Here is a 21096-nt window from a genome sequence, read left to right on the forward strand (position 1 = left end):
AATCAGGTCCCCCTGAACACTGGTGCATAGCTGCCCGTCGCATCCTTCCACTGCATCAGGATGTGCCCATCTGCAACGTCATGGTTGAGCGTGAGTTTCTCGCCCTTCTTCAAGGTAACGGTCAACACGTCTTCATCGTTGGCGCTGCTCGTGGAGACGGCGCCCAGGTAGCCGTTGACAATCAAGGCTGCGGTCGTGACGTTGGCCGCGCCCCTGAAGGCACTGCGGTCCAGGGACTTCTCGCGGTTGCCGGAACTGCTGCTGGTGCCGTCGAAGTCGATCTGCTGCGGTGCCGCGTTGGTTACCGTGAAGCCCGCGCCCTTAGCCACCCAGCCGGTGTTGAACGAGGCAGGCCCGGTGCTGAGCCGATCGTTGTCCGCATCGCTGTCGTTGGCCAGCAAGGCCTCGGCCGGCAACACAATCGTGCTGGAAAGAATGTTGGTGATGATGTGGTCGGCCCCCGACACCGGCGCCGTATTGCCGTGGACATTCACCGTGAGGTTGGCGCTGCTCAGGTCACCATCGTTGTCGCTGGCGGTGAAGCCGATCGTTTCCGTGCGCGTCGTGCCGTTGTCCTTGGGTGGCGTGTAGGTGAACTCACCGGTGTCCATGTCCACCACCAAGGTGCCGCCCATCACTGTCTTGATATTGAAGGTGTTGGTGGAGGTGTCGAACGTGCCCCGATCCGTGCCCGAGGCGGTGTAGCTGCCTTGTCCGTTGTTGGCCTTGGGATCGTAGGTGTAGGTGGTGCCATCGACCAGCAACGACTTGATGAAACCGCCATCGGCGCCGAAGTGCCCATCCGTCATCAGGCTGCCGGTGATCGGCGTGCCCTGGACCGTGCCCGACAACACCTGGTTGAGAATACTCAGGTCGGTGACCACCACGGCATTGGTGTCGGTATGGGTGCTGCCATCGTAGGCCAACGGGTTGAGGTTACTGACGTTGACGCCATTGCCCAGGCCGATGGCGTAGGTCTTGATCCCGTTGTCGTCCAGGAATGTCTTCCAGGCAGCCTCCTCCTGCGCGTCTATTCCACGGGAGGCGGGGGTCGGGTCACCGTCAGAGAAGAAGTAGCCCACGTTTTGCGCACCGGCGATCTTGCCCCCGGTCACGAATGCATTCTGCGCCTGGGCTACCGCTGCGTCGTAGTTGGTGGTGCCGCCGGCATTGAGCCCGGCGACATAACTCTTGGCTTCGGCGACCGTGAGCCAGATAGTTGAAGGCGCCGACGCGTTGGTTCCGAAGGTGACGATCTGGACTTTGACATCGCCCATCTCATCGTACTTGTCGAGCAAGGTATTGATCGCCTGCTTGGACAGTTGCAAGCGCGTCAGCCCGTTCACCCCGGATAGCTCGTTCATGCTGCTGGACACATCAATGATCAGCAGCAGGTTTGAGTCGACCTGCCCCGGCGTGATCGAGCGCTCGGCGCCCACCACCGCAGGCACATCATCGACGATGGTCACATCCAGGCTGGCGTTGGCCGAGCTGCCGTCACTGTCGGTTGCCGTGACAGGGATGCTGTCAAACAGGTTGTTCACGCCGCCGGCATCCGGATGGCTCTCGTTATCCAGCAAGGTGTAGGTGTAACTGACCACGCCCGTACTGGGGTTGTAGCCGGTGATGGTCAGCGAATTGCCCAGCGGCGTGGTGCCCGATTGCGGGAAATTGCTGACCACCCCATTGCTGACCACGCTGATGCCCCCCACGACCAGGGATTGCAGGCCATCGGGCGCTGTCACGGTAAAGGTTCCCGAACGGGTTAGCGCCGAGGCGTCCGGGCTGCTGCCATCGCTGAGGTTTTTCTCGTAGACGGTGTGTTCGCCACCCGTCACATCCAGGCCATTGATCACCACCGGGTTGTCCAGGTTGCTGACGTTCAGCACCAGGCTGGCGCTGCTGGTATCGCCATCGGCGTCCGTCAGCGTGTAGGTGAAGGTATCTACACCCGTTCCGCCGCCGTGCAGGTTGATGAAGTCCGGATCGGTAGTGTTCAGGGTGTAGGTATAGGTACCGTCGGCAGCCAGCACCAGGGTGCCGTACTTGCCGGTGAAGGTGCCCGGGGTGATTGGGCCAGCCATTCGGTCGGCGCCCTGCACGTCGTTATCCAGGACGCTTCCGGTAAGAGTCTTCAGGGTCTCGGTGGCCGTCTGCGAATTGGTGTCATCGACAGCGGTCGGGATGTCGTCGACGATGTTCACGTCAATGCTGCCACTGGCAGCGCTGCCGTCCGTATCGGTGACCACCACCGCGAAGCTTTCGCCGAGCGTGTTGGCCCCTGCGCCAGTGGCATGGGCTTCGTTATCGCCCAGGGTGTAGCTGTAGGTGACCACGCCCGTGGCGGCGTCGTAGCCGGTGATGGTCAGGGTGTTACCCAGCGGGGTGTTGATCACTTGCGGCAAGCCGTTGGCTACCCCGCCCGTGATCACGCTGACGCCATGCACCGTCATGCTCTGCACGCCATCCGGGGCAGTGATGGTGAAGCTGCCGGTCTGGGTCAGGGATGCGGGACTCGGGGCGCTGCCGTCACCGAGGTTCTTCTCGTAGACCGTCAGCTCGCCACCGTTCAAGTCCAGGCCATTGAGGGTGACCGGGTCGTTGAGGTTGCTGACGTTGAGCACCAGGTTGGCGGTGCTGGTATCGCCATCGGCATCCGTCAGCGTGTAGGTGAAGCTCTCGACACCGTTGCCGCCCCCGTGCAGGTTGATGAAATCGGGATCGGTGGTGTTCAGGGTGTAGGTGTAGGTACCGTCGGCAGCCAGCACCAGGGTGCCGTACTTGCCGGCGAAGGTGCCGGCGGTGATCGGCCCGGTGCTCACCCGGTCGGCGCCCTGTACGTCATTGGTCAGCACATTGCCGGTCAGGGTCAGTTGGTTTTCCGTTGCGGTCACCGCGTTGCTGTCACCTGCGGCCTGGGGCACATCGTCGATGACGGTGACATCCAGGGAGCCGCTGGCCACATCGCCATCGGTATCGCTGACCAGCACCACAAAACTTTCACCCAGGCCGTTGGTGCCACCGCCAGCTGCATGCGCTTCGGCACCAGTCAGCGTATAGCTGTAGCTGACCACGCCGGTGGCCGCGTCATAGCCGGTAATGGTCAGGACATTGCCAAGCCCGGTGGCAATGGACTGCCCCACACCGGTCACCGCGCCTGCCGTCACCACATTGATGCCACCGACATTGAGGTTGAACACCCCGTCTTGCGCGACCACGGTGAAGCTGCCGACCTGGGTCAGGGCCGCCGCATTGCTCGCCGAACCCTGTGCCAGGTTGGCCTCGTTCAAGGTCAGCTCGCCACCGCCCACCGCCAGGCCTTCGATACTGACCGGGTTATCCACGGGCGGTTCGACTGGCGGCAGCACTAGCGGCGCGTCATTGTTATTGATCAAACCGACATCCAGCTCCGCCAGCTCCGGAAAGCCGTTGAAGCCCGCCGTCGGAAAGCCGATGACCGGATCGACTCGTCCGGCCACTTCAGTGAGCAGTACAAAGGAGTGACCGCCACCCACGGCACCCGGTGCCCCGCCACTGCCTGGGCCTGCGGCTGTGGGGTCGGCTTCCTGGCTGGGGTCGACGCCGGAGGCGATCGCTTGCTGGAGTTTTTCCACATCGGTCAGTTGCGCCTGGCTCGGCGTCAGCGCCTCGGGGGTGTCTACATGGGCTGCGCGGTTGGCCAGCAGATCGGCCGAGAGCTGCAGGCTGCTGCCACGTCCCAGCGTCAGCTCGGCGCCATTTTGCAGGTGAACGGCCACGGCACCCGCAACACCTGTATCCAGCTGCTCGCCGACAAACAGCCGGTCCCCTTCGGCCAGCGCCCGACGTGTGCCGTCGCTGGCTACCGCAAAGACTTCTCCGACTATTTTGCTGACGACACCGATTAATTTGGCCATGAGCGCTCTCCTGGGCTGCCGAACGTTTTCACAGGAAGGTGCTTTGAATCTCGCGTGGAAGGCCCACCAAGACTGCCTTGGGCCAAACTCCGGAATGCGCTGCCAGCGCACGCGGATTGCCCTGCAATCAACGCGTCGCTGGCAGTGACCCGGTGTAAGTGGAAAAGCCATCTGGCCATTTGGCATCTGCCAAAAAATTGTCGCCAGTTACAGCCTCTCCTCCATCCCCACCGCTACATCCGTGCCCTTTGCTGCAAAAGTTTCTTGAACTTTCTCAGGTGCCCGGAAATACAGACTGGCGTTAATTTCGACAGGGCGCCTGATATGAACAATGTCTCGGATTCCTTAGACCGCATAAGTTTTTTTTCGCATAACCCTTATGAAAAAATCTTCTTAGCTGGGCTTATAAATGTTCTTAGCTCTCTTGTTACAAGCCTGAAACGGTTTGAGCTTAAAAATCCGTCAATTTTATGGCGACAGCAATACCTTATTAGAAATCAGGGAGAAGTACCCCATGCGCGTTTTGACCCCCATCACCAGCGCAATTCTTTTGGCCATGGCATGTGCCAATGCTCAGGCGATGTCGATTACGGAAGCTGTGCAAAGCGCCGTGGACCAACATCCGGAAATCAATGCGAGCCGCAATAGTCGGCTCTCGGCAGACGAAGACGTAAAGGTGGCCAGAGGGGGCTACTTTCCAAGCGTCGACCTGGTTGGTGGCTACGGCCGGCAAAAATCGGATAACACCAACACCCGCAGCTTCAATGCCGACAATACGCGCAACCACAACAAGGAAACCTTGACCTACACGCAGTCCGACCTTCGCCTGCGACAGATGCTGTTTGACGGCTTCAACACCCCCAACGAGGTCGGACGTACCGAGGCCGTGGTCAACTCCCGCGCCTACTACACCCAGGCAACCGCCGAAAGCATCGCCCTGCGCGCCATCGAGGTGTACCTGGAGGTGCTCAAGCGCCGCGAACTGGTCACCCTGGCCAAGAACAACCTGCAGGCGCACCTGCGCGTCAACGACCAGATCGGCCTGCGCAGTGAACGTGGCGTAGGCAGCAACGCCGACCGCGACCAGTCCACCGCCCGTCGGGCACTGGCAGAGAACAACCTGTACACCGCTGAAGTGGACCTGGCCGACGCCGAAGCCAACTTCTACAGTGTCATCGGGCGCCAGGCCGACGAACTGGAAACCCCGGTCACCATCAAGGGGGAAATGCCCGCCACCCTGCCCGACGCTCGCCAGGGCATGCTGGACAACAATCCCTACCTGAAATCGGCCCAGGCCGACGTGCAAGCCGCCGAGCAACAGTACGAAGTGGCCAAGTCGCCGTTCTACCCGCGCCTGGATGCAGTGCTTGCGACTGGAGCCAACAACAACACCGCAGGCCAGGTCGGCCACGACAACAACGACTGGCAGGCCGGTGTCGAGCTGAGCTACAACCTGTTCCGCGGCGGTAGCGACAAGGCCCGCCTGCAGTCGGATGCGCACAAGATCAACCAGGCCATGGATATCCGCAACAACGCCCTGCGCACGCTCAATGAGAACCTGGCGCTGTCCTGGAACGCCATGACCAATGCCCGCCTGCAAACCCCGACTGCCCGTGAATACGCCGACACCACCACCCGGGTGCGCGCGGCCTACCAGGATCAGTTCGGCCTCGGCCAGCGGACCCTGCTCGACCTGCTCGACAGTGAGAACGAGCTGTACAACGCCAACCGCCGCTACACCGAAGTGCGCTACACCGAGGAGTTCTCGATGTACCGGGTACTGGCCAACATGGGCGAGTTGCTGACCAAGCAACGTATCTCGCTACCGCCTGAGGCCATCGCCAAGAGCGAAGTGAAGAGCGAGGCGCGTTTGCCCGACATGCGCTGATTCCCCGACATGCAGCAGGAGTAGGCCATTGTGACCAGCATGCAACCTGCAAGCCCGGCGGCGGATCCGCGCCAGAGTTTCGATGACCCGTTACTCGATGGACTGCTGATTCTCTGCAAGCTGCATGGTTGTACGGTCACACGCTCGGGCCTGACTGCCGGCCTGCCCCTGGCGCAGCAACGCTTGAGCCCGGACCTGCTACCCCGGGCTGCCGCCCGCACAGGCTTGCAGGCACGGGTACTGCGCCGGGAATTGGGCGCCATTTCGGCGCTCAACCTTCCGGTGCTGTTGCTGCTTAAGGAAGGTCGTTGCGCCGTGCTGCGTCGTTTCGGCGATGACGGCCGGCTGTTGATCCTGCCCAGCGAAGCTGAAGGCGGCGAGCAATGGGTCAGCCGCGAGGAACTGAACCAGGCCTACAGTGGCGAGGCCTTGTTCGCGCGCCCCCGGCATGAACTCGAAGACTTGCGCGCACCACTGATGCCGCGGGTCAACGCCTGGTTTCGCGACACCCTCAAGCTGTCTCGCTGGCTGTACAGCGACGCCATTCTTGCCAGCCTGCTGATCAACCTGCTCGGCCTGATGGTGCCGCTGTTCGTCATGCAGACCTACGATCGGGTAGTGCCCAACCAGGCCCTGTCGACCCTGTGGGTACTGGTGGCTGGCCTGTTGATCGGCACCCTCTTCGAACTGATCCTGCGCGTGGTTCGCGCCCATTTACTCGACCAGGCCGGTAAAAAAACCGACCTGATTCTTTCCGCCACCCTGTTCGAACGCATCACCGGCATGTCGATGAAGGCCCGGCCGGCCACCGTCGGCGGGTTCGCCCAGAGCATCCATGACTTCCAGGGCTTGCGCGAGTTTCTCACTGCCGTGACCCTGACCAGCATCATTGACCTGCCCTTCGTGGTGCTGATGCTGCTGGTCATTGGCCTGTTGGGTGGCTGGCTGGTGGTGATCCCGCTGATCGCCTTTCCGGTGACCATTCTCTTTGCGTTGTTCATCCAGGTGCGCCTGCGCGACACCGTGCAAAAAAGCCTGGCACTGGGCGCGGTGCGCCAGGCCCTGCTGATCGAGACCCTGGGCGGCCTTGAAACCCTCAAGGCCTGCAGCGCCGAAAGCGAGCGTCAGTACCAGTGGGAAAGTACCCACGGCGCCCTCACTCGCCTAGACGCCCACGCCCGCAACCTCTCGGCCCTGGCCACCAATGGCACGCTGTTCATCCAGCAGTTCTGCGGTATGGCAACCATCGTCGCCGGGGTCTACAGCATCATCGCCGGCAACCTCAGCGTCGGTGCCCTGGTGGCCAGCTACATGCTCGGCAGCCGGGTGCTGGCGCCTTTGGGGCAGATCGCCGGGTTGATCACCCGCTACCAACAGGCGCAATTGACCATGCGCAGCACCGACGCCCTGATGGCCTTGCCTCAGGAGCGCCAGGCCGGCCAGCAGCCGCTGGAGCGTACACAACTGCACGGCGCCCTCGAGGTCAGCCATGTCACCTTTCGCTATGGCGGACAGAACGCCGCAGCGCTCAATGGCGTGAGCTTCAGTGTCAAGCCGGGCGAGCGCATCGGCATCATCGGACGCAGCGGCTCGGGCAAGAGCACCCTGGCGCGCCTGATGATGGGCTTCTACGCCCCCGACGAAGGCCAGATCCTGCTCGACAACCTCGACCTGCGCCAACTCGACATCGCCGACCTGCGCAACCAGATCGGCTACGTGGCCCACGACCTGCCCCTGCTGGCCGGCAGCCTGCGCGACAACCTCACCCTCGGGGCGCGCTACGTAAGCGACGCACGCATGCTTGAAGTGGCCGAACTGACCGGGGTCAGCGAGCTGGCCCGCCAGCACCCGCAAGGGTTCGACCGCCCGGTGGGCGAACGCGGCCAGCTGCTTTCCGGTGGCCAGCGCCAGGCGGTACTGCTGGCCCGGGCGATGTTGCTGGAGCCACCGATCATGATTCTCGACGAACCTACCAGCCACATGGATAACGCCAGCGAAGACCAGTTGCGCCATCGCCTGCAGGACTGGGTCCAGGGCAAGACCCTGCTGCTGGTCACCCACCGCACCTCGATGCTCAGCCTGGTCGACCGCCTGCTGGTGCTGGACAACGGCAAGGTGGTTGCCGACGGGCCGAAGGAAGCGGTCATCGATGCACTGCGAAAAGGTCGGGTCGGTACAGCCATCTAGAGGGACCATTCATGTCCAACAGCCACGGCCTGCGCAGTTACCTGCAAAGCTTCGGCAAGACTGCCGAACGCGACTACATGCCCGATGTGGCCGGCGCCACCCTGCAGGACTCGCCGCGCCTGTCGCGCATTACCGTCTGGCTGGCAGCGGCGTTGCTACTGGTCGCCCTGGCCTGGGCCTGGTTCGCGGTGCTCGATGAAGTGACCATGGGCGAAGGCAAGGCTATCCCCTCCAGCAAGGTGCAGGTGATCCAGAACCTGGAAGGCGGCATCGTCACCGAGATCTTCGTGCGCGAAGGCCAGATGGTGAACAAGGGCGATACCCTGCTGCGCCTGGACGACACGCGCTTTCTGTCCAACAAGGGCGAGAGCGAGGCAGACCGCTATGCCCTCACTGCCCAGGTCGAGCGCCTGTCGGCCGAAGCCGAAGGGCGGCCCTTCCAGGTCTCCGAGGAGGTACGCAGCAAGGCGCCGCAGGTGGCCGAGGATGAGTTGTCGCTGTACCAGTCCCGCCAGCGCCGCCTGACCAGCGAGAAACAGACCCTCAATGAACAACTGCGGCAGAAGACCCAGGAACTGGCCGAGTTTCGTTCCAAGGCCGAGCAATACCGCTCGGCCCTGGCCCTGTTGCAGCAAGAGCTGAACATGTCGACGCCACTGGTGGGCACCGGGGCGATCTCGCCGGTGGAGATCCTGCGCCTCAAGCGCAGCACCGTCGAAGCCCGCGGCTCGCTGAACGCCACCACCCTGGCGATCCCCCGGGCCGAGGCGGCGGTCGCCGAGATCAAGAGCAAGATAGAGGAATCGGAAGCTGGCTTTCGTTCGGAGGCGGCCAAGGAACTCAACGAGAAACGCACCGACCTGTCGAAGATCACCGCCTCGAGCATTGCCATCGATGACCGGGTCACTCGCACCACGGTGGTCTCACCGGTGCATGGCATCATCAAGCTGCTCAAGGTCAATACCATCGGCGGCGTGGTACAGCCGGGCAGTGACCTGCTGGAGATCGTGCCGCTGGAAGACAACCTGCTGATCGAGGCCAAGGTCCGGCCCCAGGACGTGGCGTTCCTGCATCCGGGGCAGACAGCGATGGTCAAGTTCAGTGCCTACGACTACACCATCTACGGCGGCCTGAAGGCCAAGCTGGAACTGATCAGCGCCGACACCGTGACCGACGACAAGGGCAATTCCTTCTACTTGATCCAGGTACGCACCGACAAAAACCACCTGGGCGGCGACACCAAGCCCCTGCTGATCATCCCCGGCATGACCGCTACGGTCGACATCATCACCGGGCAGAAAAGCGTACTCGACTACCTGCTCAAGCCGGTGCTCAAGGCCAGGACCGAGGCCATGCGCGAACGCTGATAACTCAACCTGCTCTGCCAGCGGGCTTGCCCCGCGACCGCGACCTGCCTGCTACCTTGGGTCGCGGGGCAAGCCCGCTCCCACGTGGTTGCGCTCGTAGGTTTCCCGCCCCATCGCCTCGATCTGCCCCTCGATCAACGCCTCGAACGGCTTGAGCAAGGCATCGAAATTCACCGGTGCCTCCAGTACATTCAATGCCTGCACCACCGCCTCCAGGGTCGACAGCGCGCCCTCGGCCGGCGCCTTGCGCAAGCGGTAGCGTGACGGCAACACCTGCGCCAGGGTCACCCGTGGCAAGGCTGCCAGCAGCGGGTTCAAGTACAGCAGCTTGCTCGCCTTGCGCCAGGTGCCATCGGGCACCACCAGCAACCATGGGCGCTCGTCGCCTCCGGCATAGGCCGCCAGCGGCTGTGCGTCGTCACCGGGAAACAGCAACGCACTGCGATACCCCGGCACCTCGATCAATCCGGCCAGGTCTTCGAACACCTCACCCACCCGCAGCTCGGCATTGCGCAAACCCAGGGCGGCCAGTTTTGCGGTATTGAGGGCATGACGCACTTCGCTGGGGTGCTGCAGCACCAGCACGCGGGTCCGGCTGTCGAGGGAAGGGATCAGCGGGCAAAGGCAATGAGCTTGTGGGCGAAGGCAGCGCTCGCACTGGATTCTGGACATCGGGTTCTCCTGGGCGGGCAAAGTGTGCCACAGCAGTCCCGAAAAAAACCCACTTCCCTGTGGGAGGGATGGAAAGGGTCAGCGGTTGAAACGTTCGGCCAGGCTGTACAGGTAATCGGCCATGCGCTCCAGGTCCTGGCTGATCTCGGCCCCCTGCTTGGCTTGCCCGGCGCTGTGGTCGCACAGCTGGGCAATGCGGGTGATCTGCTGGTTGATGTCTTCGGCCACGTGGCTCTGCTGCTCGGAGGCCGTGGCCATCTGCTGGCTCATGCCGGTGATGCGGCTCACCGCCTGGGTAATGCCCACCAGCGCCGACTGCACCGCCTCGACCCGCTGCACGCTGTCGCGGGAGATCTGCTCGCCGCGGCTGGCCGTCGATACCGCCCTATCAGCACCGGCGCGCAACGAGGCGATGATCTGGTGGATTTCCTCGGTGGACGCCCGCGTGCGCTGGGCCAGGGAGCGCACTTCATCGGCCACCACCGCAAAGCCGCGACCTTGCTCCCCTGCCCGCGCCGCCTCGATCGCGGCATTGAGCGCGAGCAGGTTGGTCTGCTCGGCAATCGAGGTGATCACATCCACCACGCTGCCGATGGTTTGGGTCTGGCCGGCCAACTCGTTGACCGCCTGGCCGATATCGCTTACAGCCTCGCTCATGCTGCCCATGGCCCGCAGGCTCTGCTGGGCCAGGTCGCTGCCCTGCTGGGCCAGCTGATCGGCGTCGGCTGCCGCGGTGGCAGTGCTCTGTACGTTATGGGTGACCTCCTGGATGGTCGCGGCCATCTGCGCAATGGCGGTGGCCGACTGGTCGGTTTCGCTGCGCTGGCGGTCGAGCATCTGCGCCTGGGCACCGGACAGGTCAGAGGATTGCGCCGCACGTGCCTTGACCCCGACACCTGCGTCCACCAGCCGGGTGAGGGCTGTTTGCAGACGCGCCTCCTCGCTGAGGATGGCCAGGTCCAGCTGCCCTTGCAAACCGCCGTTGCTGCTGTAGGTCAAGGCCACCAACGGGCTGGTGAACGCCTTGGGGTGTTCGGCCAGGGTGCGCTTGATCACTCGATTCTGACGAGATTCGATCAGGTACCAGGCGCTGAGCAGGCTGGTCATCAGCACCCCGAGGGCCGCATAGGGCGCCAGCCACAGGTAAGCGGCCGCAGACAACGCCCCGGCACCCAACAGTGGCCAGCCATGTTCGAGCACCTCACCCACGCGTGCCGCCCAGGGCACCGCAGCCCGGCCCTGGCGCAACCGTGCGTACAGGGCCGAAGCGCGACGGATCTGCTCGCGGCTCGGCACTGAGCGCACCGACTCGTAACCGCTGATACGGCCGTTCTCGTAGATCGCCGTCACGTAGGCGCTGACCCAGTAATAGTCACCGTTCTTGGCCCGGTTCTTCACCACGCCCATCCACGGTTTCCCTTGCTTGATGGTTTCCCACATATGGCCGAACACCGCAGGCGGCATGTCCGGGTGGCGCACCAGGTTGTGCGGTTGCTCGAGCAATTCTTCGTAGGTAAAGCCGCTGATGGCGACAAAGGCATCGTTGCAGTAGGTGATGCGGCTATTGAGGTCGGTGGTCGAGATCAGGCGTTGGTCGGCGGGAAAGGTTCTTTCGTGCTCAGTGACGGGCAAATTCATGCGCATCGGGCGATCTCTGCTCGGTGGGTGATGGGATGTTCATCGCGGCCTTTACAGGTTTAGCAGAGCATATCTAGGGATGTTGCCAAACATTTCAGATAAATAGCGGGTCCTTGTGACAAATTTCAGGCCTGCCTGGCTCAGGCTGGCGTGAGCTGCGCCTTGAGCAGGTCGCGGAAAGTCTGGATCAGCGGCTCACGGCTGCGCCCCCGACGGATGATCATGGAAAATGGCGCCTGGTAGCCGAAGGTGGCCGGCGACAACACCCGCAAATCGCCTTTGTCGGCCCAGGCCTGGGCATAGTGCTCCGGCAGATAACCGATGTAGGCACCCGACAACACCAGGATCAATTGCGCCTCCATACTCTCCACCGTGGCCGCGCTGTGCTTGAAGCCGTGCCGGGCGAGCTCGGCCTGGCTCCAGTAGCCACGGCCGACCATGCGCTGCTGGGTGATGACCTGTTCGGGTATGCGCCGCTCGTTGAACAGCGGATGCCGGTTGCTGCAGTACAACCAGTGTTGCTCGCGGTACAGCGGCTGGTAGACCAGCCCGCTCATGCGGGTCGAGAAAGCCCCGATGGCCAGGTCCAGGCGGTTGTCCTGCACGCCCAACTGCAACTCGTAGGGGCTGGACACCGACAGGTGCAGGTGAACCGCCGGGTGTTCCTGACTGTAGGCACCGATGGCCTCGGCCAGGGGCAGGGCCCGGTCACCGACGGTGGAGTCGATCACTCCAAGGTTCAGGGTGCCGCGCAACTCGCCCTTCAGCGCTGCCGCGTACTGCTCGAAGCCGTCCATTTCCGCCAGCAGGCGCAGGGTTTCCTGGTGAAACAACTCACCCTTGCTGGTCAGGCTGAAACCGCCCCGCCCCCGGTGACACAACACGATGCCCAGCGCGGCTTCGAGCTGGCTCATGTAGGTGCTGATGGCTGAGGTCGAAAGATTGAGCTCGCGCTGGGCGTTGGCGAAACCCTGGTGGCGCACCACGCTGACGAAGATGCGCAGGAGTTTCAGGTCAGGCAGTGCAGAGGCCATGGAAAGCGGGTCCGAAGGGCGGCAAGTGGCAAAAGTCTAACCAGATTCCCGGCATTAGTTTAGAAAAACCTGAACTAAGTATTTGCCTGTAGCGATTCTTTTCGAGCACTACCTTTTGCAGACTCTGCCGCAATGCACCTGCCAGCCATTGCTTCAGGGTTTTTCCCAACCCAGGCAGACAGGTTCCAACAACTAGAACAATCGAATCGATGAGGCCCGACCGTGGACAAGATTCTGCACCAACCACTGGGCGGCAACGAAATGCCGCGTTTCGGCGGCATCGCCACCATGCTCCGCCTTCCTCACCTGCAAAGCGCCGAGGGCCTGGACGCGGCCTTCATCGGTATCCCGCTGGATATCGGTACCTCGCTGCGCTCCGGCACTCGCTTTGGCCCACGGCAAATCCGTGCCGAGTCGGTAATGATCCGCCCCTACAACATGGCTACCGGCGCTGCCCCCTTCGATTCGATGTCGGTCGCCGATATCGGCGACGTTGCGATCAACACCTTCAACCTGCTTGAAGCGGTGCGCATCATCGAAGAAGCCTACGACGAAATCCTCGAGCACAACGTCATCCCCATGACCATGGGCGGCGACCACACCATCACCCTGCCGATCCTGCGGGCGATCCACAAGAAGCACGGCAAGGTAGGCCTGGTTCACATCGATGCCCACGCCGACGTCAACGATCACATGTTCGGCGAAAAAATCGCCCACGGCACCACCTTCCGCCGTGCCGTGGAAGAAGGCCTGCTGGACTGCGACCGCGTCGTGCAGATTGGCCTGCGTGCCCAGGGCTACACCGCCGAAGACTTCAACTGGAGCCGCAAGCAAGGCTTTCGCGTGGTCCAGGCCGAAGAGTGCTGGCACAAATCCCTCGAGCCGCTGATGGCCGAAGTACGTGAGAAAGTCGGTGGTGGCCCGGTCTACCTCAGCTTCGACATCGACGGCATCGATCCGGCCTGGGCACCGGGCACCGGCACCCCGGAAATCGGCGGCCTGACCACCATCCAGGCGATGGAAATCATCCGCGGCTGCCAGGGCCTGGACCTGATCGGCTGCGATCTGGTAGAAGTCTCGCCCCCTTACGACACCACCGGCAACACCTCGTTGCTCGGCGCCAACCTGCTGTACGAAATGCTCTGTGTCTTGCCGGGCGTCGCTCGCCGCTGACCGACAGGCACCAGGGAAGTTACAAGGGCAGGAGCCATGAAAGCCGGGGCGCACAAGCGACCCGCGCAGTAGACGAATGACCGGCGCCGGGCTTGCCCGGCGTCAGGATCGATCTCACCATAATAAAGATAATCGGAGACACCCCCATGGCCTTGGACTTATTCGTTGTTCTGATGTATGCGGCCGGCATGCTCGCGCTTGGCTACTACGGCATGCGCCGGGCAAAAACCCATGAAGATTACTTGGTGGCCGGGCGCAACCTGGGCCCTAGCCTGTACATGGGTACCATGGCGGCAACAGTACTGGGCGGCGCCTCCACCGTGGGCACCGTTCGCCTGGGCTATGTACATGGCATTTCGGGTTTCTGGCTGTGCGCAGCCCTGGGCCTGGGCATCATTGCCCTGAACCTGTTCCTGGCCAAACCGCTGCTGCGCCTGAAAATCTTCACCGTGACCCAGGTGCTGGAACAGCGCTACAACCCCATGGCCCGCCAGGCCAGCGCCGTGATCATGCTCGCTTATGCGCTGATGATCGCCGTGACCTCGACCCTTGCCATCGGTACCGTGCTGCAAGTGCTGTTCGAGATGCCGTTCTGGGCTGCCATCCTGCTCGGTGGCGGCGTGGTGGTGGTGTATTCGACCATCGGCGGCATGTGGTCGCTGACCCTGACCGACATCGTCCAGTTCGTGATCAAGACCGTGGGCCTGATGTTTGTCCTGCTGCCGATCTGCCTGTACCGCGTGGGCGGCTGGGATGAGCTGGTGGCCAAGCTGCCGGCGTCGAGCTTCAGCCTGACCACCATCGGCTGGGACACCATCATCACCTACTTCCTGATCTACTTCTTCGGCATCCTGATCGGCCAGGACATCTGGCAGCGCGTATTCACTGCCCGTGACGAGAAAGTCGCCCAGCGCGCCGGCACCACTGCAGGGATCTACTGCGTGATCTACGGCCTGGTATGTGCGGTGATCGGCATGGCGGCCCACGTGCTGCTGCCGGACCTGTCCAACGCCAACAACGCCTTTGCCGCCATCGTCAAATCCGCCCTGCCCGATGGCATCCGCGGCCTGGTGATCGCTGCCGCACTGGCGGCGATGATGTCCACGGCCAGTGCCGGCCTGCTGGCAGCGTCGACCGTACTCACCGAAGACCTGCTGCCCAAACTGCGTGGCGGCAAGCAATCGAGCCTTGGCATCAACCGCCTGTTCACCCTGCTGACCGGCATTGCCGTGCTGGGTATCGCCCTGGTGGTCGAAGACGTGATCAGCGCCCTGACCCTGGCCTACAACCTGCTGGTAGGCGGCATGCTGGTGCCACTGATCGGTGCGATCTACTGGAAACGTGCAACCACCGCCGGTGCCATCACCAGCATGACCCTGGGCTTCGTCACCGCCCTGGTGTTCATGGTCAAGGATGGGATGGACGCCAACACGCCGATCTACTACAGCCTGGTGATCGCGCTGGTGAGCTTTGTGGTGGTCAGTCTGATGTCCCGTCGTACGGCGGGTGCGGTGAATCTGGCCTGATCAGGCCAGCGGTGGCCGTCGCATCGGCATGATGCGGCGGCCCTAGCCAGGCGCTAGCGACGAGGCTGGCGCTTGCGCTGCTCTTCATCGGTGGGGATCGGCACCGGCTGCAACGGCGGTGGAATCAAGCCCAGGGCCGCAGCCAGGTCATGAAGCCAATTGAACAGATTATTTCTCATAACTCCCCCTTACGGGTCAGCCTGCACGGCGATTCAATCCTGCGATGCTTCATACAGATCATAGTCCTATGTCGTACTTTACGCATGCTCATGGTCTACAAGTTGGGGCTAGTTTGATCTCGATCAAGCACTGACCGCCACTTCGCTTGCCCTTGCAACTGTTTCCCCTTGTTGCAGATCTATCCAGGCACTCAGGTTCGCCCCGCGCATACCCTTGCGCCACATCAGCCAGGTGGTGGCCTGATCGAACGGCGCCTGCAAGCGATGCACCGCAACACGCTCGCGTCCGGGCAAGCTGTCGAGCATCGACTGCGCCATCAGCGCCACCCCCGCCCCGGCAATCACGCAGGCCAACATACTCGGATAAGACTCGATCTCCATCACCCGGCCCATGGCGGCATGATCGTGGGCATACCAGGCCTCCAGGCGCATGCGGTACGCGCAGCCCTGGCGGAAAGTGAACACCGCGCGCCCCGTGACATCCTGTGCACTGCGCACCGGTGGGTGATCAGGCTCGGTGATCAATACCAGGGTTTCATCGCACAGCGGCACGCCGTCGAGCCCGGCCAGGGCCAGCGGCCCGTCCACCAGCGCCGCATCCAGGCGACCACTGATCAGGCCTTCGAGCAACTCGCCACTGGGCGCCGCCTGCACCTGCAGATTCACCGTCGGATAGGCCTTGTGATAGCGCGCCAAAAGAGCCGGCAGGTGAATGGCGGCGGTGCTGTACATTGTGCCCAGGGCAAAACTCCCGGCCGGTTGGCCGCCCTGCACTGCCGCAAAGGCTTCATCGCGCAGGGCCAGCATGCGCCCGGCATAGTCCAGCAACACCTTGCCCGCCGGCGACAGCTGCAGGCGCTGACGCTCACGGCGAAACAATTCGACGCCCAATTGCTCCTCGAGCTGGCGCAGGCGCGTGGACAGGTTCGACGGTACCCGATGCAAGCGCTCGGCGGCGCGGGTGATCGATCCTTCCTCGGCGACCGCCTGAAAGATCCGCAGTTGGCTGAGCTCCACGAGATATTCTCCAGAACAGAACAAGTTACTCATGATTATTCAATTTTACTGAAAGTCAATCGCTCGTAGCCTGACGGTCATTGATCCCACTCCAGGAACCTGACCATGTCTGCGTTCATACCCCTGCTCGCCAGCGCTGTCGCCCTGATGATGGCCATGGGTATCGGCCGCTTCGCCCTTACCCCGCAACTGCCGCATTTGCTCCACGAGGGCCAGATCGATCTGACGGCTGCCGGGCTCATCGCAGCCGCCAATTACCTCGGCTACCTGCTCGGCGCCCTGGACGCCATGTTCGCCCGCCGCCCCCGCCAGGTCAGCGCCCGCCTGCAGGGCGGCTTGTGGCTGTGCGTAGTGCTCACCCTTGCCTCGTTCTGGGCCCACGGTTTCTGGAGCCACCTGCTGCTGCGCTTGGGTACAGGCATGGCCAGCGCCTGGGTGCTGGTGATACTCACCAGCCTCACCCAGCAACTGGCCGCCGCAAGCAACCAACAACGGCTGGGCGCGCTGGTGTTTGCCGGGCCAGGGGTGGGCATCCTGCTGACGGGGTTGCTGGCGCTGTTTTCCAATCTTAACGGGCTCGGGTCGGCGCCGCTGTGGCTGATCTATGCCGGTACCGCGCTGCTGATGTTACTGGCGGTGCTGCCGTATCTACCCCGCCCGCAGGCTGCACCGATTCCCCTGCGCGTGGCCGCGCCGGGCTCGACCCGGGGCATTGCCCGCCTGGGGCTGATCTACGCGCTGTACGGCATTGGCTATGTCATCCCGGCCACCTTCATGGCGCAGATGGCCAACGCGCGCTTCCATGGGCACTGGCTGGCCGACCTGTTCTGGCCGGGGTTCGGCCTGGCGGCAGCGCTGGGTGTGGTGATGGTCGGATATCGTCGCCCGCACTGGGGCAGCACGGCACATTGGCTGATGGCGACCCTCTGGCTGCAGGCCGCCGGCGTGTTCGCCTGCCTGCTGGGCAACGGGCCGGGCCTGGCCCTCGGGGTGATCTTCTGCGGCATGCCGTTCCTGGCCTGCATGCAGCTGATGATGCAACGGTTGCGGGAGCTATCGCCCCACGCAAGCCAACGCAACACTGGATTGCTAACCGCCTGCTTCGCCCTTGGCCAGCTCAGCGGCCCGCTGCTGGCAGCCTTGAGCAATCGATTTGCCGAAAGCCTGCAGCCGGCGCTGGTGATCGCCGGCAGCGGGCTAATGCTGGCCGGCGCCCTGCTGCTGCGCCCCGCTCCTAGCCGAGCAGGTTGCGCAAGCGTCGGCGCACCCACTGCTCCGCGCTGACCAAGGTCACGCCGAGCAGCACCATGACGGCACCGAGCACGAAGTTCAGGCTCAGCGGCTCCCCCAGCAACAGCACCCCGAAGGTCACCCCGAACAACGGGGTGATGAAGGAAAACACCGCCAGGTTCGACGCCAGGTAGCGGCGCAGCAGCCAGAACCAGGTCAGGTAACTGAAGAACGACACGATCAACCCCTGGAACAGCAGGCTGCCAATCGACATCGGGGTGAAGTGCACCTGAGTGACCTGACCGCTGAGCGCGGCAATCAACAGCAAGCCGACAAAACCGACTGCCAGTTGATAGAAGAGCGTCAGGGTCGCCGGTGCCTCGGACAGCCGTGAGCCGCGCACCACCACCGTGGTCGCGCCCCAGGCCAGGCCGGCCAGCACGCCAAAGGCATCGCCCAGCAGCATGCGGCTGTCCATGTCGGCCAATGACACGCCACCGGCGAAGGCATAGGCAATCCCGCCGAAGGCCAGCACGATGCCCAGCCATTGCAGGGGCCGCAGGCGTTCGCTGGGAAGCAGAAAGTGCAGGCCCAGCGCCGTGAAGACCGGAGCGGTGTAGAGGAATACCGACATGTGCGCTGCCGAGGTCAGCTTCAGGCCTTCGGCGATGAACAGGAACTCCAGCCCGAACAGCGCCCCGGCCAGCAACCCGCCGCGCCAGGTATGGGACACCTGATCCCAGCCGCCGCGAAAACACATCAGCAGCCCAACCAGCACGGCGGCCATTCCCGAACGCAGGGCTTGCTGCATGACCGGTGCAATATCGGGGGCCGCCAGCTTTATCATCACTTGCTGGATGCCCCAGATCAGGCACAGCACCAACATGATTTGCAGGGCGAAGGCATCGGTGTTGCGACGGGTGGCGCTCATTGCGGGCACCCGCTGTCGGCGAACGGCATGGCAGAGTCTCGGCAGCTGTGGATCCAGTTGCCGATTATCAAGGGCGGCAGGCCGTCAATGCCAGCGTTGTGTCGTCTTCAGGCAATTTGGGGCCGCGACGCCACCTGGTCGAACAGCGCCTCATCCAGCGCATCCTCCTGTTCATCGAGCACCTGGCGCGGGTGGTCGTTACCCGGAATGCTGCTGTCGATCAGGCTGAGCAAGCGCGAACCGCGTTCCGTGAGCACAAAGTTCTCGCCATTGCCGCCCTGGTCCTCCGGCCGGCTTGCAATGAAGCCACGATCGAACAGCAGCTTTTCATACTCGCAGGCGCGGGTCTTGAGGTGGTCCAGGTCCGGCACCTGCTCGCCCGTGGCAGCCAGGGCGGCGGCATGCTGTTCGGCATAGGGGCGCGGGGTGAAGCTGTGACCGGCGCTGTTCTGCACTTCGTGCAGCAAACGTTCGATCAGGTCCCAGTCATAGGTGATCATCGGCATGGCCTCACTCAGGGGTGTGTAAGGTTGTGACCGGCGTTGTCAGCTGCGGTTCGACTGAACTTTGCGTGCTTGCTGCGGCTCAACCGGATATCGCACGCCAAGGAGCCCTGCCCATGAAGACCCTGTTGAACATCGCTGCCGCCGCCAGCCTGCTGCTGGCCCTGCCCAGCTGGGCCTGCACGCTTGAGGAAGCCACGGAAAAACGCGAGGAACTGGCCAAGGAGGTCACGCGACTGACGGAGCAGAATCCGCAGAAGGCCAAGGAGATCAATGACGAATTGAAAGGGATGAAGTTGGACAGCGCCAGCAAGGACCTGCCGGACAAATGCCAGCTGATCGACAAACGCTTGCAGGAATTGAGGACAGCGGAAAAGCAGGTTTAAGGCTATCGCGGGGCAAGCCCGCTCCTACGACAGGAGCGGGCTTGCCCCGCGATCCGAGGCTTACTCGGCAGCCGGCGCCGGTTTGCGACGTTTCAATGGCGCCAGGCCATCTGCACTGGCCAGCGGTGCATTAGGCTTTGGCTTGGCCGTCGGCTTGCGCTTGGCTACGACCTTCTTGTCGCCCTTCTTGTCGGTCTTTTTCTTCTTGACCCCAGCCGCCTTGCCCGAGGCCTTGACCTTCTTCGGCCCGGTGTAGGTGCCTTTGACTTCCTTGACGACCCGGCGCTCGAAGCTCTGCTTGAGGTAGCGCTCGATGCTCGACATCAGGTTCCAGTCGCCATGGCAGATCAGCGATACGGCCAGGCCTTCGTTACCGGCACGACCGGTACGGCCGATACGGTGGACGTATTCGTCGCCGCTGCGCGGCATATCGAAGTTGATCACCAGGTCCAGGCCGTCGACGTCCAGGCCGCGGGCGGCAACGTCGGTGGCCACCAGAATCTTCGCGCCGCCCTGCTTCAGGCGCTCGATGGCCAGCTTGCGGTCCTTCTGGTCCTTGTCACCGTGCAGTACGAAAGCCTTGTAGTCCTTGGCCACCAGGTGACCATAGATGCGGTCGGCCATGACCCGGGTATTGGTGAAGATGATCGCCTTTTCGTAGGTCTCGTTCTGCAGCAGCCACTGGACGATCTGCTCTTTGTGCTGGTTGTGGTCAGCGGTGATGATCTGCTGGCGGGTACCTTCGGCCAGTTGGCTGACACTGTTGAGCATCAGGTGCTCGGGGTCCTTGAGCACCTTGCCGATCATGTCGCGCAGGCCGGCACCGCCAGTGGTGGCAGAGAACAGCATGGTCTGCTCGCGGTTCGGGCACTCGTTGCACAGGCGCTCGACGTCTTCGGAAAAGCCCATGTCGAGCATGCGGTCGGCTTCGTCCAGGACGATGACCTGGACATGCTCCAGGTGCAGGTTGCCGGCGTTGAGCTGCTCGAGCAGGCGACCCGGGGTGCCGATCAGCACGTCCGGCACCTTGCGCAGCATCGCGGCTTGCTCCTTGAAGTCTTCGCCGCCGGTGATCAGGCCAGCCTTGATGAAGGTGAACTGGGAGAAACGCTCGACTTCCTTGAGGGTCTGCTGGGCCAGCTCGCGGGTTGGCAGCAGCACCAGGGCGCGGATTTCAACGCGCTTCTGCTTGAGGTCGACCAGGCGATTGAGCATCGGCAGGACGAAAGCTGCGGTCTTGCCGCTACCGGTTTGCGCCGTCACCCGCAGGTCCCGCCCCTGCAACGCCAGCGGAATGGCCGCTGCCTGCACCGGCGTCGGCTCGACAAATTTCAGCTCGTCCACGGCTTTGAGCAGGCGTTCGTGCAGGGCGAATTGGGAAAACACGGGTGTACCTCGGGCATGTGCAAAAAATTCAGTTGCATAGGGTAACGTTTTCCGGCGTCGCCGCCGAATTCTTTTGGCAACTT

Annotated in this window: 15 protein-coding genes and 2 pseudogenes; 7 read left to right on the forward strand and 10 right to left on the reverse strand. The window is 63.0% G+C overall.

Annotated elements, in window-relative coordinates; genetic code table 11:
- Nucleotides 1–2 precede the first annotated feature (2 nt).
- Nucleotides 3–3896, reverse strand: coding sequence for a retention module-containing protein (locus NPS58_RS25990; protein ID WP_425313125.1), 3894 nt, complete (start codon nt 3894–3896; stop codon nt 3–5).
- Nucleotides 3897–4410: 514 nt separating this feature from the next.
- Between NPS58_RS25990 and NPS58_RS25995 the strand changes: the two genes are divergently transcribed.
- From NPS58_RS25995 to NPS58_RS26005, 3 genes are read left to right on the forward strand one after another with little or no spacing between them, the layout of a single operon-like run.
- Complete coding sequence (locus NPS58_RS25995) at nt 4411–5784, forward strand: TolC family outer membrane protein (protein ID WP_274118094.1); 1374 nt, start codon at nt 4411–4413, stop codon at nt 5782–5784.
- 30 nt (nt 5785–5814) lie between these two features.
- On the forward strand, nt 5815–7971 hold the full coding sequence (locus tag NPS58_RS26000; protein WP_274118095.1) for a type I secretion system permease/ATPase: 2157 nt from the start codon (nt 5815–5817) through the stop codon (nt 7969–7971).
- 11 nt (nt 7972–7982) lie between these two features.
- Nucleotides 7983–9338 carry an HlyD family type I secretion periplasmic adaptor subunit gene (locus NPS58_RS26005; protein WP_274118096.1) on the forward strand — a complete coding sequence of 452 codons (1356 nt, stop codon included), beginning with the start codon at nt 7983–7985 and terminating at the stop codon, nt 9336–9338.
- 51 nt (nt 9339–9389) lie between these two features.
- On the opposite strand, the gene NPS58_RS26010 is transcribed toward NPS58_RS26005, so the two are convergent.
- The 4 genes and pseudogenes from NPS58_RS26010 to NPS58_RS26020 form a co-directional block, all read right to left on the reverse strand.
- Complete coding sequence (locus NPS58_RS26010; protein ID WP_274118097.1) at nt 9390–10010, reverse strand: tRNA-uridine aminocarboxypropyltransferase; 621 nt, start codon at nt 10008–10010, stop codon at nt 9390–9392.
- A 78-nt stretch (nt 10011–10088) separates the two neighbouring features.
- Nucleotides 10089–11063, reverse strand: a pseudogene (locus NPS58_RS29735) (methyl-accepting chemotaxis protein); the annotation flags it as partial.
- 279 nt (nt 11064–11342) lie between these two features.
- Nucleotides 11343–11654 (reverse strand): annotated as a pseudogene (locus NPS58_RS29740) (PAS domain-containing protein); the annotation flags it as partial.
- A gap of 134 nt (nt 11655–11788) precedes the next feature.
- Nucleotides 11789–12682 carry a LysR family transcriptional regulator gene (locus tag NPS58_RS26020; protein ID WP_038996504.1) on the reverse strand — a complete coding sequence of 298 codons (894 nt, stop codon included), beginning with the start codon at nt 12680–12682 and terminating at the stop codon, nt 11789–11791.
- Nucleotides 12683–12904: 222 nt separating this feature from the next.
- Between NPS58_RS26020 and speB the strand changes: the two genes are divergently transcribed.
- Nucleotides 12905–13855: an agmatinase gene (gene speB, locus NPS58_RS26025; protein ID WP_028943195.1), complete on the forward strand. Its 951-nt coding sequence runs from the start codon at nt 12905–12907 to the stop codon at nt 13853–13855.
- Between the two features lie 146 nt (nt 13856–14001).
- Entirely contained in the window at nt 14002–15381 is a 1380-nt protein-coding gene (locus NPS58_RS26030) for a sodium:solute symporter (protein ID WP_274118099.1), read from the forward strand.
- A 53-nt stretch (nt 15382–15434) separates the two neighbouring features.
- Here the strand turns inward: NPS58_RS26030 and NPS58_RS26035 are convergent, their stop codons facing one another.
- Both NPS58_RS26035 and ptrR read right to left on the reverse strand, forming a co-directional pair.
- Complete coding sequence (locus NPS58_RS26035; protein ID WP_256205393.1) at nt 15435–15560, reverse strand: PA1414 family protein; 126 nt, start codon at nt 15558–15560, stop codon at nt 15435–15437.
- 123 nt (nt 15561–15683) lie between these two features.
- Nucleotides 15684–16577: a putrescine utilization regulator PtrR gene (ptrR, locus tag NPS58_RS26040; RefSeq protein WP_274118100.1), complete on the reverse strand. Its 894-nt coding sequence runs from the start codon at nt 16575–16577 to the stop codon at nt 15684–15686.
- A 105-nt stretch (nt 16578–16682) separates the two neighbouring features.
- On the opposite strand from ptrR, the gene NPS58_RS26045 reads away from it, so the two are divergent.
- The gene (locus tag NPS58_RS26045; RefSeq protein ID WP_274118101.1) at nt 16683–17861 is read left to right on the forward strand and encodes a YbfB/YjiJ family MFS transporter; all 1179 of its coding nucleotides are present in this window, start codon (nt 16683–16685) and stop codon (nt 17859–17861) included.
- Here NPS58_RS26045 and NPS58_RS26050 read toward each other — a convergent pair.
- Both NPS58_RS26050 and NPS58_RS26055 read right to left on the reverse strand, forming a co-directional pair.
- The gene (locus NPS58_RS26050) at nt 17812–18738 is read right to left on the reverse strand and encodes a DMT family transporter (RefSeq protein ID WP_274118102.1); all 927 of its coding nucleotides are present in this window, start codon (nt 18736–18738) and stop codon (nt 17812–17814) included. The genes NPS58_RS26045 and NPS58_RS26050 overlap by 50 nt on opposite strands.
- A 107-nt stretch (nt 18739–18845) precedes the next feature.
- A complete protein-coding gene (locus NPS58_RS26055) occupies nt 18846–19238 on the reverse strand; it encodes a transcriptional regulator (protein WP_274118261.1) in 393 nt (130 codons plus the stop codon).
- Between the two features lie 119 nt (nt 19239–19357).
- Between NPS58_RS26055 and NPS58_RS26060 the strand changes: the two genes are divergently transcribed.
- On the forward strand, nt 19358–19627 hold the full coding sequence (locus NPS58_RS26060; protein WP_274118103.1) for a hypothetical protein: 270 nt from the start codon (nt 19358–19360) through the stop codon (nt 19625–19627).
- Nucleotides 19628–19687: 60 nt separating this feature from the next.
- Here NPS58_RS26060 and NPS58_RS26065 read toward each other — a convergent pair whose 3' ends face one another.
- Nucleotides 19688–21013, reverse strand: coding sequence for a DEAD/DEAH box helicase (locus tag NPS58_RS26065; protein WP_274118104.1), 1326 nt, complete (start codon nt 21011–21013; stop codon nt 19688–19690).
- Nucleotides 21014–21096: the final 83 nt, after the last annotated feature.

The organism is Pseudomonas putida (genome assembly GCF_028682455.1).
Classification (GTDB): Bacteria; Pseudomonadota; Gammaproteobacteria; order Pseudomonadales; family Pseudomonadaceae; genus Aquipseudomonas; species Aquipseudomonas putida_AA.